The sequence below is a fragment of the Halorubrum sp. Eb13 genome, assembly GCF_002252895.1.
Classification (GTDB): domain Archaea; phylum Halobacteriota; class Halobacteria; order Halobacteriales; family Haloferacaceae; genus Halorubrum.
On the sequence record NZ_NHPE01000086.1, the window covers coordinates 58,018 to 70,794 of the forward strand.

The window sequence follows — 12,777 nt, forward strand, 5'->3', positions numbered from 1 at the left end:
CATGGGCGTTCACGAGAACACCTTCGACAGCACGTTAGGGGCGTACCTCCTCCTGCTACCGACGCTCGTCGCGATCGTCGCGTTCCTGTATTACCCGTCGTTACAGACGCTCAGGTTCAGCTTCTTCCAGACCTTCCTGTTCGGGCAGAACACACGGTTCGTCGGCCTGGCGAACTTCACCGAACTCCTGAGTTCCCAAGTGTACCTCACGAGCGTCGGGTTGACAATCGCGTTCGCAGCGATAGTCGTCGTCGGATCGCTCGCCGTCGGACTCGCTGTCGCGTTCCTGTTGTACGAGGTCAGCGACGGCAAAGCGGCATACCTGATCGCGGCGATTTGGCCGTACGCGCTGCCGACGGCGGTCGCCGGGACAGTCCTGTTGTTCCTCGCTCATCCGAGCGTCGGCATTTACACGCACTACATCGAGGCGTGGTTCGGCGTCGAGGTCGACTGGTTCACCGTCGGCTGGCAAGGGTTCGCTGTCGTGGCCATCGCGGCGATCTGGAAACAGATCGGGTACAACGTGATCTTCATGCTCGCCGCCCTGAACAACGTGCCCGAATCGCTCAACGAAGCGTGCGAACTCGACGGGATCGAGACGTGGCGACGGCTCGTCCGCGTGTACATTCCGCTCATGTCTCCCACATTAGTGTTCCTCGTCGTGATCAACACGATCTACGCGTTCTTCGGGAGCTTCGCGCTCATCGACCTGATGACGCAGGGCGGACCGACGAATGCCACCAACCTGATGATCTATCAGCTGTACCGTGACGCGTTCCAATTTAACAACCTCGGACTCGCCTCCGCGCAGTCCGTGATCCTGTTCGTGCTCGTCGCCGGGCTCACGTTCGTCCAACTGCGCGTGTCCGACCGCTACGCACACTACTGATGTCACTAGACACCGAAGACACCGCAGTCGGCACCCGAGAGGACGAACCGCTGTCAATAATCTCCGACACCCGGTTGGTCCCGGCGCAGTGGCGCGTCCACCTCGGACTCATCGGGTCGATCCTACTGATGGCCTCGCCGCTCCTGTTGGCGTTCGTCATGAGCACACAGACCGTTCCGGAGGTGTACGATATTACCAACGTCGGGATCGGAAGCGACGGACTCGCCAACTACGTCGAGGTGTTCACGACCTACGGCATGGCCTCGTACATGTTCAATTCGCTGGTGATGTCGATCGTGGTCACCGTCGCGAAAATCGCAGTGAGTCTCCTCGCCGCGGTCGCGCTCGTCTTCTACGACTTCCGATTCAAGAACGCAATCTTCTTTCTGATTCTATTTACGCTGATGTTCCCGGTTCCGGTGCGCATCGTCCCGCTGTACGAGATGATGGCCGCACTGGGATGGACGAACACGCTGTTAGCTCTCACCGGACCGTACGTCGCGAGCGCGACAGCCGTGTTCCTCCTCCGGCAGCATTTCATGTCGATCCCCGACTCACTGGTCGAGTCGGCCAAGGTCGACGGGGTCGGTCCCCTGCGCTTCCTCTGGGACGTGTTGATCCCGATGTCGCGGGGCATGATAAGCGGACTCAGCGTGATCACGTTCATCTACGCGTGGAACCAGTACCTGTGGCCGCTGATCGTCATTTCCGACCAAAACAAACAGGTCGTACAGGTCGGCATGAAATACCTTCAGTCAGTCGGGAACGCTGGCCAGACCGACTGGGGGCTCATCATGGCGGGCGCCGTGTTGACGTTGCTGCCGCCGCTGCTGGCGCTCATCGTCTTCCGCGGCCCGCTGCTGGAAACCTTCGGACTCTCAGAATGACCGGAATCACGACGACAGACTTGGTGAAACGCTTCGACGACCTCACCGCGGTCGACGGCGTCGACCTCAACGTTCGCGAGGGCGAGTTCCTCGTTTTGGTCGGCCCGTCGGGCTGTGGGAAGTCGACAACCCTGCGGTTACTCGCCGGGCTCGAATCTCCCACGGAGGGCGCCGTCGCAATCGCCGACGAGGACGTGACAACGACGTCACCGGGAGAGCGCGACGTCGCGATGGTGTTCCAAAGCTACGCGCTGTACCCGCACATGACCGCGAGGGAGAACATGACGTTCGGCCTCACGACTGCCACTCAGTTCACCGACGACGAGGTCAACGACAGGGTCGCAGAGGCGGCCGAGATACTCGATATCGAGGACCTCCTCGACCGGACGCCCTCTGCGCTCTCCGGGGGCGAGCAGCAGCGCGTCGCCATCGGCCGCGCGCTGGTTCGCGACCCGGAGGTGTTCCTGATGGACGAGCCGCTCAGTAACCTCGACGCGAAGCTCCGCGTGCAGATGCGCGCCGAGCTCGCCGAGTTACACGCCCAGCTTCAGACGACAACGTTGTACGTCACACATGACCAGGTCGAAGCGATGACGCTCGGCGACCGGGTCGCGGTCATGAACGACGGCGAGATACAGCAAGTCGCGCCACCGCAGCTGTTGTACGACGCGCCCGCGACCCGGTTCGTGGCCGAGTTCATCGGTAGCCCGGGGATGAACACGGTCGAGGGCACGATCAAGCGACGCGGCGACGCCGTCCACGTGACGTGGGAGCAAAACACCGTTCCGCTCCCGCGTCCGGTTCCCGAAGCCGTCACGTCGCGCGCAGGCGAGAGCGTCGTCCTTGGGGTTCGCCCTGAAGACCTCTCACAAGAGAAGCGCGGGCCGCTGAATATGGAGGTCACCGTCACCGAACCGCTGGGCGACTCGCTGCTTACGCGGGGCGTTGTCGGTGCCACCGAAATGGAAGTGAGCCTCCCGCCACGGTCGGCGGTCAATGTGGGTGACGTGCTGTCGCTGACCGCCGATCCCCAGCGGCTGCACCTGTTCGATGTCGAGACCGGAGCCGCGTTCTACCACTCCGCCGACGACGTCGCCTCAGAGGCGACCGACCAGACCGCCCGCGACGCGCCACGGAGCAGAACATGAATGGCGTCGAAACGCAGTACGACGCCGTCGTCTTCGACAACGACGGTGTGCTCACCTACCCGACAGACGAGTCGGTCCTGACGGAAGCGTCTCGGAGGGCGTTCGCGGGGTTCGATATCGACCCCGCTCCGAGCGATCTCCGCTCGCTCGTCGATGAGCTCTCAGTGGAGACGGTGCGAACGCTCACCGACCGGTACGAACTCGATGCGGACGAGTTCTGGCGTCGTCACGAGGCGGAACGCACTGCTCTGCAGTTGGAGGCGATCCGAGACGGTGAGAAACCGCTCTACGACGATGTCGGGACGCTTGCCGATCTCGCGGTACCGACAGCGATCGTGAGCAACAACCAGCACGCGACGGTGGAGTACATCGTCGCGGAGTACGGCCTCGAGACGATGTTCGAGGCGTACTACGGACGAAAACCGACGCTTCGAGGGCTCGAGCGTCGAAAACCGGACCCGTCGTATCTTGAGACCGCGCTCGACGCGCTGGATGTCGACTCGGCGCTTTATGTCGGTGACAGCCGCGTCGATATCGCGGCGGCACGCGCCGCCGGCGTCGACTCGGCGTTTATAAACCGTCCGCACCGGCGCGACTACCGTCTCGACATCCAACCGACCTACCAGCTCGAAACCCTCGCAGCCATCCCCGACCTCCAGCCACGCTAATCACACCCATACCTCACTTATGGATCCACGAATTGGTTTCGTCACGTCAGTAGCATCGGATCTCGAAACGCAGTTGCGATTCGCCGGCGAGCGCGAGTTCGACTACGTCGAAGTGCTCATGGACGGAAAGCATAACCACGAGCGTCTCACGCCACAGGCGACGGCTATCAGACAGATACTCGACGATCACGGACTTGACCTGCTCGTTCACCTCCCGTTCCCGACTGACATCGGGTCACCGTACGAGCCAGTCCGTACCGGAGCTATCGAGACGCAACAGACCTGTATAGATATCGCGGCCGAACTAGGGGCGGAAAAGGCCGTCCTTCATCCGGAGTCCTCCGCGTGGACAGTCGCGTGGGACCAGGAGGAACTCCGAGAGTACATCGACGGATCGGTCGCCGAACTGACCGCGTACGGCGCCTCGCGGGACGTCGAAATTTGTGCTGAGAACATCTTCGGTAGCCCGTATACCATCGAACACATAGACGAACTGCTCGCTGCCACGAACGCGTCGATGACGCTCGACACCGGTCACGCCCGGGTGACCGGATACGACGCGACGGAGACGGCCGCGTTCGTCGCTGATCATGCAGACCGAATCTCGCACGTCCATTTGAATGACACGCGCCGTCCAGCAGACGAACATCTCCCGTTCGGCGCCGGAAACCTCGACTTCGAACCCATCTTCGACGCGTTCCCGTCTGACTGGCAGGGGACACTCTCGCTCGAAGTCGGGACACAGTCACTCGACTACCTCGGTGAGTCGCGCTCGCAGTTGGACCGATACCTCTGATCCCCGGCGTCGCGGAGCCGGGGACCGTCAACCGCTGCAATTCGTTGTGAGTCGGAGTCCCTCGCCGCGAGGTGCGTAACTCGACAGTCGCCGGCCACACAGGACGGGTATCCCACACACGATACCGGACGTACTCAGGTGACGTGGGTCGGTTGAGCAATCGTCGACCGGCTGCGATCTGTGCGGGTGTCGCCGTCGCGTGTCCGTTCGTGTCGACCCAGAAGGGAGCCCCGCCGTGATGAAGGAGGTGGTCGAACACGAACGACTGCGGAATCGGGACGACGCGATCCCGTCCATGTCGAGCAGCGTGATGCCGTTGTCGAGTGATGGTCGCAGTATCTCCTCTATGGGTGGATCAGCGTGGCCAGCGAGGAACCGATTGCGAGCAGCCCCCGTGGCGGCTGATCCACTGCCAATCGGTCCGAGGTTGGGTGCTTTTCGGTCCTCGACTCGACGTCATCAATCTAGATATGCCGCGGCGTGGCGCTTCCGTGTTTTCAGAATCTAAGGGCTCTGTTGAAATCCTCAATTGGTGATATGTTCTTGGAGGCGTGCTGCATACAGGGCGCGAATGTGGCACGTCGCAGTGACGAAATCAGCATAGTTCGATTCGGTCAGTACAGGGAAATCACAAATTACTTGATAAACTTAGTTCGCTGAGTCTGGGTTCCCGTTCGGTCGAAGTACCGTATTAAAGAGAAGCACAAGTCCTGTAAGTACGACTACGCCCCCAATTGAGCGAGCAGCAGTCGATATCCCTGTCGTGTAACCACGTACCGCAACAGCGATATCACCGAGTGCCGCAACTCCAAGCCCGAGCAAAAATACAATTATGAAGAGTAGATAGCGAATCGATTCAAGTAGTTCATCTGTTTTGGAGGGCATCAAAACCAGTTCGAGTGGTGTTTGTGATAACTTTTTTGAAATCGTAAACGACTGATCAGTTCGCAGGCAAGTTCTATCGGTTGGTTCAGGATTCATTTTGAGAAAATAACGCAGTCCCCGTGCTGACTACATCCTCTGTATCTCTCACGCCGATCTTATCAGTTCTTCAGGATTTCAACAGAGCGAAATAATCCAACAAACGCCAACCCGAACTCTGCCACCGGATTTTCGTCACTGGTCGGCTGATTCCAAGACGGTTTCCGCGGTCGCCGTCACCCCGTCTTCTAGTTAACCAACAATTTGGGATAGTCCGGCAAGTTGTTGGTTAAGTTCGGCCATCATCACGGTACATACTCTCTTCTACGGAAATCAGCAGTCAGTTCGACACGCGGAAGGTCCGAGTAGTGTCTCGATTGCCGTGGACGACGTCGACCTCCACGAGATCTAACGAGGTGAAGATGTGATTCCAGTCTCGGTAGTACAGGGGAGTGCCCTCGTCGACGTAGTTCACATCTGGGTCAGACGACGATGAATCACGTATTGGAGCCTCGACCTCCGCTGTGACCAAGATGTTATTCGTCACTCGAGCTACGTCCTCGAAGGCCCACTCAACATCGGGATGGAGGTGTTGGAGCGTTTCGACCGAATACACCGCATCGAACTGTCCGTCGTCGAAGTCTCCGATGATGTCTTCTATCGGCCCGCAGTGAAACGTTCCGTCGGCGGCGAGTGTGGGGTAGGTCTTCCGCATCGTGTCGAATGCCTCGGCGTTGATGTCGACGCCAGAGAGGTTTTCGAAGCCGCCGTTGGCGAGGTGTTTGAGATGACGGCCAGACCCACACCCGAGTTCGAGAACCGTTGCGTCACGAGGGAGGTGTCCGCTGAGAATATCGCGAATTACCGTGCTCGTCTCATTCGGACCGTAATGTGCGTAGTACGCTGGTGAGTATTCGCCCGCCCGGTCTGTCCACGTGTTTCGGACGGAATGAAGATCCACGTGTATCAACACGGGCAACGGTGTAAAACGCCGTCGGACAACGCCTGACTACAGAACGGGCGTATTCCGACCCTCACTATCGATTTGTGAGATCGGCGACGCAGCTACCGAATCGACGAGTGAGTACTCGCGGTCACGACTCGTGCCTTCTGTTTCGAGGAGGTTGTAGTCGGCCATCTTCGAAAGGTAGGTCCGAACGGTGTGCTTCGTCGGCGGGTCGTCGACCGCCTCAGTATAGCGGTCGTGGATCTCGCTTGGTCCGAGCGGGCCGTGGTCGCAAACGATATTGTAGACGACGCGCTGGTATGGGGTAAGTGAATCGAGGCTTTTCTGCTTAATTTGTGCCCGAGCGTCTTCGGCTGCATCGAGGAGGATGTCGTTGGTGATTTCCTCGTGATTAGGACATGTATGATCTTACGGGCTTTCAGCGGGACTTATTGTACGTAATCGCTGGTCTGGATGATCCACATGGGCTTGCGATCAAAGACGAGCTCGAGGACTACTACGAAAAAGAGATCCACTACGGCGGTCTCTATCCGAATCTCGACACGCTTGTTGAGAAAGGGCTCGTGGAAAAGAGTCAGCGCGATCGACGAACCAACGAGTACACGACTACTCGTCGAGGCACCAGAGAGATCGAGGCACGAGCTGAATGGGAAGCCGAGTATATCGACTACGACGGCTGAAACGTCGCTATCGAGAACAACCTGTGCCTGCTACTTTTCCAGAATTGAGTCGAGCTTACTCTTTCTCAAAGAGGCGCCGAAGGCGGCGGGTAGCAGGGTAGTTCACTCCAAGTCGTACCCCCATTCCCGGAGCGTCGCAACGATTTCATCTGTGTGTTGAAGTCCGACAAGTAGCGCAGCTTCACGCAGATCGGCCTTTTTGACTGACTCTCCGAGCTCTGACTCTAGCGTTCGTGTCGTCTCACGCTGGGTGTTGACCGTCGATTGCTGGAGATGAAGTTGGACAGTCTGCTCACGGCCGTCGGTAATACTGCTTCGGGTAAGTACCCAGGGGAGCTCTTGTCGAGACGATCGAGGCTTACTGTCTCTCGTAGTTTGTATCGCAGTATCTGATGTATCACTTTCTGTTGATTCTGTCGTTCTGTCGGTAGGATCAGCTTCTGAGGTAGCGTCAGCCTCGTTGGTTGTCTCTGTGCTCCCCCAGTCGTCGTCAGCAGCTCCGCTTTTAAATCCCCCCATCACGCGGTCACCTCTTGTTCGTCCTCATCAAGGGCTCCTGGCTCAGGTGGATTCGGTGCCTCAATTCCGCCTTCGCCTTCGATGAATCGGCCAATACGGTCAAACTGCGCAAGCGTCTCTACCTCGTAGTCACGCCGACGATTACGGTGAGTCTGAACGTAGTTGAACGCGGAACACTGCTGACGCCAACAACCCTCCATCAACGACGTTCGGTCTCCGATGACTTCGGGGACCTCATACGGGATTGTTTCGAGCATCTCTTCCTGATCGCGTGTGCCCTTGAATCCGATCGGCACCGCACCTAACACGCCGACATCGATGTTGAGCTGGTCCGCAAAGTTCGTCGCGAGCTCTTCGAGTCCTTCGACGGCAGCTTTCCCCTTTGCCGATGGCTCAATCGGAAGCAGCAGATTCCGCGTTGCGTAAATCGCGTTATAGAGATGCGATCCCTCGGTTGCCGGTGGATCGCAGATGAGTATATCGTATTTGTCGGGTACGCCCGCTTCGCCGAGAACCCGTCGCAACTGTGCGTGGACGTTGTATGCGTCACCAAAGTCTTCGGCCTTTTCTTGTTCTCTATCGAGGTGCTGGGTGAGATCAGACAGCGAGTTATGTTCTGGAATGATGTCAATTCCTTCCGCTGTTTCGATGAGATCCTCAAATGGACCGCGTGGGCTTCCAACCATGTGACGGACTAAGCTATCCGCACTGGCGTCTGCTCGATTGGTGTCAACCCCAAGAAGGCGGCTTAAATCGCCATCTTGTGGGTCAAGAGGGACCACAAGTACGTCGAGGCCCGCTCGTTGGTGAGCAACTGCCGCATTCGCTGCGAGTGAAGTTTTACCGACCCCACCCGCTTCACTGTATACCGTATACGCGAGCATATAGCCATGATTCGGCTCTTAGCTAATGAATGTACGTCAGACACTCATCCAACTATCTAAGATAGCTTACTTAGACAACTAAGAAATCTAAGACACATATCTTAGACATGTGCCTAACTTACTAATCTTAGTTATCTTAGATTGTTTTCTCAGTTCTATGTCTTAGATATCTTTGTGAGACGGCTCAGAACAATATCAAGGCCACGAACAGCAGTTCTTGACTTATTTCTGGTCTTAGTCTCACTGCATACCGCTATCGATCGTTTACCCGCTGATCCGTCTGTGAGAACGCGTCGGTCGCCATGTCGGCGCGTTCAGCGGCCTCGATGTGCTGGTACGCCTCGCGGACCTGTTCCTCACTGTTGTCGAGATATCGCGCAGCAGCGGCGTATCCGAACTGTCGAACAAGCACTTCCCCGACCCCCCGTCGACCACCATGCAGTTCGAGATAATCGCCATCGAAGGAAAGATCGAGATCCGCACAGCGCTCAGCGAGCTCATCATGCGTCCAGAGTCGTTTCATGATGGACCGTGCCCCATCCGTCGTGAGGGGCTTCGGTTCGTTGAGATCGTACTCGGCGGCGGCGATCAGGTCGGGCGTCCCACTGCGGACGCGCTCGATCGCGTCGTCGTCGAGGCCGGCGTCGGCGAGCCCCTCGATGACGTGTGAGGCGAGCGACGGCCGGTGCAGCGTCGTGAACACCGGCCACGACTTGGGTACGTCCAATACCTCGGAGTATCGCTTCAACGGCGTGATGACGGGCTGAGGGAGTGAGGCCGCCTTCCACTCGCGACTCTTCCGGAACACCGTGACGCTGCTGTCCGCAAACGAAACGTCACGCCAGCGAACCCCGTTGCGGCCCTCGTGATCCTCTTTCGGCGCGGAGAGAAACTCCGCGCCGCGGAGGCCGGTGTAGGCGACGACGTACACGAGCGCCTGCTCGCGACAGCGCTGGTATGCCTCGAACCGAGCCCGCTGTTTGGCCTGCCACGCCTCGCTCTCCGGGTCGCCCCGGTCGGCGTGGGGCACCTCGATCGCGCCGAGCGCGTCGAATGCCTCGGAGACGCGACGATCGACGAACTGCGTAATCAGGTCGCGATGGACCGACTCCCACGCCTGCTGGTCACCTGGGCGGCGTCCGTCGTTCTCGGGGAGCGGGTCTTCGGCATCGGACTCGCGGGCGTAGTGCCGCGGGATGTAGCCCTGTGCGTGTGCCCATCCGCACCAAGACGCGACGTGGGCGTAGTAAGTAAGCACGGTCCCGGCGGCGTAGCCGGCGGTCGAGAGGTAGCGCGCGTAGTCTGAGAACACTGTGGTGTCGAGATCCGCGAACCGGATGGTGTCGCTGTCGACAACGCCAGCCCACGACTCGGGCGGGGAGGCGTTTACCGGGTCAGCCGTCTCACCAAGACACCAGCGCCGGAATCGATGCAGCTCGCGCTCGGCGTCGGCACGGTACGCGCCCTGCTCGCCGGCGTCACCCTTCCCCTTGTCCATGAGGTATTTCGTGAATGTGTCGTCGATCGCAGTCTCGACGGAGCGGCGACCCGTCATTGGACTTCCGGAGTGTGAGGGTTGTGTCGTCGGAACGCCGCTCCAGCAGCGGTCGGGCTGGAGCGTCCGTCAGTGGAAGCGTCGGCCATGATTCTGAATCTGCCTCGTTTGGGGCCACGGGTGAGGGTCACTAAGAACTTACTCTGTCTTACTCAACTAAGACAGGGTAAGTGATTTCGGGCGCTATGTGGTTTTGTGAGAGCTAATCCGGTGGTATCGGGTACGAGAGCCATTCTTAGCGGCATAGCTTCATTAGTAAATTGTATATCGCTATATGAATTTTCCGCGGTGGGAAAGTTCCGGAAGTATGCCAATGGAAACCTACAGACGAACTGTTCAATAGAGGTATGGGCGACGAGGCCGAACCACACTTCCGAAACAGTACGAACGTCCGACTCTAGTCCTGCTAGCGAATTTCGATCATACAGCGGCGTTGAATCGTACACCGGCCACTCAACCTGCGATTTTCGAGCAATCCGGCGAAAGACGGAACATCGGGTCTCACGAGTTGGTGCCACTGTGAGATGCTGAACGGAACCCGCTCAAAAACGTCCCTCTCTGTCGTGTAGTCAATCATCAGCAACAGCATCGCCGCAGTGAGTGTTATGCTTTGGACCCAGATTCGTCGGTCACATCGTCGTCACCTGCCCAGACGCGTTCGGTAGCGAACTCTCGGATGATCGCGGTGTACTTGTCGGGACGCTCGATACTACAGGTGTGTCCCGCGTCCGGAACCACGCTGATCTCAGCCGCCGGGAGCTTCGGTTCGAGTGTTTCGGCGGCGTCGGGATTGAGGCGATCCTCTGCCCCATTGAGAAGGAGTACTGGGTCGTCGAAGCTTCGGAGCTTCGTCAGGAAGTCAAGGCCAGCCAGCGCCATCGCTCCCTGCCCGTAGCCAGCCAGCGAGATTCCACCATTGATGACGGTCGCAACGATATCTGGCGGGAGGGGCCCGTCTTCGAGGTCGGCTTTGACGCCGTCACGGAAGCGACGGTCGAGCGGGCCGATCGCCGCCCGGATCCGGTTGAGGAGTCCGGCGACCCACGTCGTCACGCCGAGTACGCCTCGGTAGTCCGCACTGGCCCCCGACAGCACCAACCCGGCGACCCAGGCCGGTCGCCTGGCAGCGTACTCGACGGCGAGGTACCCACCCAGCGACTGGCCGACGACGAGTGCCGGTTTGTCGGTCTCGTCTCCGAGGATGTCGTCGAGTGACGGCAGCAGCATCTCGTCTGCGGCTGGGTCGGCTTGATCGGCCAAGGTCCGATTGCGGTCAGCCCCCCGTGTCGGCTTGTCGGCCGCCATTTGGTTCGATGATCGGTGATTTCCCATACCCGATAACTAGTCACCCTCTCAATAAGCGACGGCGCGGCGCTTCCGGACTTCCAAAAAGAACTGTACCAGACGTCAATTTGAACTCTATCACCGGATCGTGAGGAGTAGGAGACTGTTTCCAAGACGCTTTCCGGGATGGCCGAAGCCTTTGATTATCGAATTAACCAACATTCCGGTATGTCCCGGCAGATTGTTGGTTGATTTAGCTATCCTCATTGTGCTGAGCCCGTCGATGACCTCTGTCGATATGATATTCTAGAATATGATTATTTAGAATATTTTCATCAGGCACAACAGAAACCACGGCAGCTCCAACTGGAACAGTTCGTCGAAGCTGCGGCCGACACGGTTCTTGGTCTCGAAGACATTCGTCCTGATTGTTGCCCGCGACCCAGGAAACGCATCTTACCGGTCAGCCTCGACAGATACACTCGTGTGACACCGTGTCATATCGATGAGGTGGCGATGGATATCGTCGGCAAGCCGGTACATTGCCTCAGCCTGTTCCTTCGTTGCGATACCGAGTCTGTAATAGGTCTTCGTTCGGTTTCGGTTCCACAGCTCGGCAAGTTCCTCTCCGAACGCGTCGTCGTAGAGGCCTATCTCGGCACCGCGTTGGTAGAGTCGGCGGTGGCTACTGATGACCTCCGCCGCGGACATTGCCCCATCGTGAATCAACCGGAACTGAATAGTGCGCTCGATGGCGACGAACGCCGACTCGATCACGACCGTGTAGTACCCTTGGTCGAGGAGATTTGATCCCACCTCCAGCAGCCGACAGGCACGGCGAAGTTGGACCAACTCCGCGTCGTCGACATCCAATCCCTCCTCGATCGTTCCGGGACTGCCCTCGAAGGTCCGCTCGGCTTCTCCCAATTGGTCTCGGATATCGTCATTCATCGGCATACACCTCGGTTCGGAGTTCGGAGAGTTGGTCGGAGCCGACCAACGTGATCCCGTCGTCGAACTGAGGGCGAAGTTGATCGCCGATTCGTTGGACGCTGTCCGTCGATTCGACAAGCGGCTGGAACGTGTACCGATTCCCTTCGAACCGTTGGTCTTCGAGATCGCTAACAACCGTCTGGACAGTCCGGCGAGCTGCCGTTTGGTCTTCGTCGACGATCACCAATAGGTCGATGTCGCTGGCCCTATCTGCCTTTCCCCGAGCGACGCTTCCGAACAGGACGACCCCGACTAATCCATCCAACTCGTCCTGAAGTCGTTGTAGAAATGCCTGAACTGGTTGGTGGAACTTGCTCTGTGGGATCGAGAGAATTGGATCTGGTTTTGTGAGCCGTTCACGGTTGATCTGGACCTGCTGAGTCCGCCCGTCTGGTGCGAGCTCGATGACATCGAGCTCGGAAAGCAATGTCACCGCCTTTGAGATCGTTCCCTTATTTGCCCCTGTGAGGCTTGCGAGTTCGCTTATCGAGTACGTCGCATACGGCTGATCTATGAGAACGTTGAGAACGTCTTGCATTGCTTGGTATCGGAATACCCGATCCTCCGGAAACGGATAGCGTAGCTC

The 12,777-nt window shown here is 58.4% G+C and carries 13 protein-coding genes and 1 pseudogene; 6 read left to right on the forward strand and 8 right to left on the reverse strand.

Features of this window, described 5'->3' with window-relative positions; translation table 11 throughout:
- Nucleotide 1: 1 nt before the first annotated feature.
- The 5 genes from DJ75_RS10040 (at nt 2) to DJ75_RS10060 (ending at nt 4,388) form a co-directional block, all read left to right on the forward strand.
- The gene (locus tag DJ75_RS10040) at nt 2-889 is read left to right on the forward strand and encodes a carbohydrate ABC transporter permease (RefSeq protein ID WP_094524346.1); all 888 of its coding nucleotides are present in this window, start codon (nt 2-4) and stop codon (nt 887-889) included.
- 128 nt (nt 890-1,017) lie between these two features.
- The gene (locus DJ75_RS10045) at nt 1,018-1,776 is read left to right on the forward strand and encodes a carbohydrate ABC transporter permease (protein WP_394338276.1); all 759 of its coding nucleotides are present in this window, start codon (nt 1,018-1,020) and stop codon (nt 1,774-1,776) included.
- Nucleotides 1,773-2,924, forward strand: a complete 1,152-nt coding sequence (locus tag DJ75_RS10050) for an ABC transporter ATP-binding protein (RefSeq protein WP_094524348.1) — start codon at nt 1,773-1,775, stop codon at nt 2,922-2,924. The genes DJ75_RS10045 and DJ75_RS10050 overlap by 4 nt, the downstream gene beginning before the upstream one ends.
- Nucleotides 2,921-3,592 carry an HAD family hydrolase gene (locus tag DJ75_RS10055; RefSeq protein ID WP_094524349.1) on the forward strand — a complete coding sequence of 224 codons (672 nt, stop codon included), beginning with the start codon at nt 2,921-2,923 and terminating at the stop codon, nt 3,590-3,592. The genes DJ75_RS10050 and DJ75_RS10055 overlap by 4 nt, the downstream gene beginning before the upstream one ends.
- Before the next feature lie 19 nt (nt 3,593-3,611).
- A complete protein-coding gene (locus DJ75_RS10060) occupies nt 3,612-4,388 on the forward strand; it encodes a sugar phosphate isomerase/epimerase (RefSeq protein WP_094524350.1) in 777 nt (258 codons plus the stop codon).
- A gap of 648 nt (nt 4,389-5,036) precedes the next feature.
- On the opposite strand, the gene DJ75_RS18865 is transcribed toward DJ75_RS10060, so the two are convergent.
- The 3 genes and pseudogenes from DJ75_RS18865 to DJ75_RS19095 form a co-directional block, all read right to left on the reverse strand.
- Nucleotides 5,037-5,273 (reverse strand): hypothetical protein, encoded by a 237-nt coding sequence (locus DJ75_RS18865; RefSeq protein ID WP_094524351.1) that lies wholly within the window; start codon nt 5,271-5,273, stop codon nt 5,037-5,039.
- Between the two features lie 376 nt (nt 5,274-5,649).
- Nucleotides 5,650-6,270, reverse strand: a complete 621-nt coding sequence (locus DJ75_RS10070) for a bifunctional 2-polyprenyl-6-hydroxyphenol methylase/3-demethylubiquinol 3-O-methyltransferase UbiG (RefSeq protein ID WP_094524352.1) — start codon at nt 6,268-6,270, stop codon at nt 5,650-5,652.
- Nucleotides 6,271-6,318: 48 nt separating this feature from the next.
- Nucleotides 6,319-6,669 (reverse strand): annotated as a pseudogene (locus DJ75_RS19095) (BlaI/MecI/CopY family transcriptional regulator); the annotation flags it as partial.
- Between the two features lie 5 nt (nt 6,670-6,674).
- Here DJ75_RS19095 and DJ75_RS10080 point away from each other — a divergent pair.
- Complete coding sequence (locus DJ75_RS10080; RefSeq protein ID WP_094524353.1) at nt 6,675-6,956, forward strand: helix-turn-helix transcriptional regulator; 282 nt, start codon at nt 6,675-6,677, stop codon at nt 6,954-6,956.
- 518 nt (nt 6,957-7,474) lie between these two features.
- Here DJ75_RS10080 and DJ75_RS10090 read toward each other — a convergent pair.
- The 5 genes from DJ75_RS10090 to DJ75_RS10110 form a co-directional block, all read right to left on the reverse strand.
- On the reverse strand, nt 7,475-8,359 hold the full coding sequence (locus DJ75_RS10090; RefSeq protein WP_094524355.1) for a ParA family protein: 885 nt from the start codon (nt 8,357-8,359) through the stop codon (nt 7,475-7,477).
- Between the two features lie 253 nt (nt 8,360-8,612).
- Nucleotides 8,613-9,914 (reverse strand): site-specific recombinase, encoded by a 1,302-nt coding sequence (locus DJ75_RS10095; RefSeq protein ID WP_094524356.1) that lies wholly within the window; start codon nt 9,912-9,914, stop codon nt 8,613-8,615.
- A 603-nt stretch (nt 9,915-10,517) separates the two neighbouring features.
- The gene (locus DJ75_RS10100) at nt 10,518-11,219 is read right to left on the reverse strand and encodes an alpha/beta fold hydrolase (protein WP_176451436.1); all 702 of its coding nucleotides are present in this window, start codon (nt 11,217-11,219) and stop codon (nt 10,518-10,520) included.
- A gap of 435 nt (nt 11,220-11,654) precedes the next feature.
- On the reverse strand, nt 11,655-12,149 hold the full coding sequence (locus tag DJ75_RS10105; protein WP_254921548.1) for a hypothetical protein: 495 nt from the start codon (nt 12,147-12,149) through the stop codon (nt 11,655-11,657).
- A complete protein-coding gene (locus DJ75_RS10110) occupies nt 12,142-12,729 on the reverse strand; it encodes a nucleotidyltransferase domain-containing protein (protein ID WP_094524509.1) in 588 nt (195 codons plus the stop codon). Before DJ75_RS10110 ends, DJ75_RS10105 begins: the two co-directional genes overlap by 8 nt.
- Between the last annotated feature and the right edge of the window lie 48 nt (nt 12,730-12,777).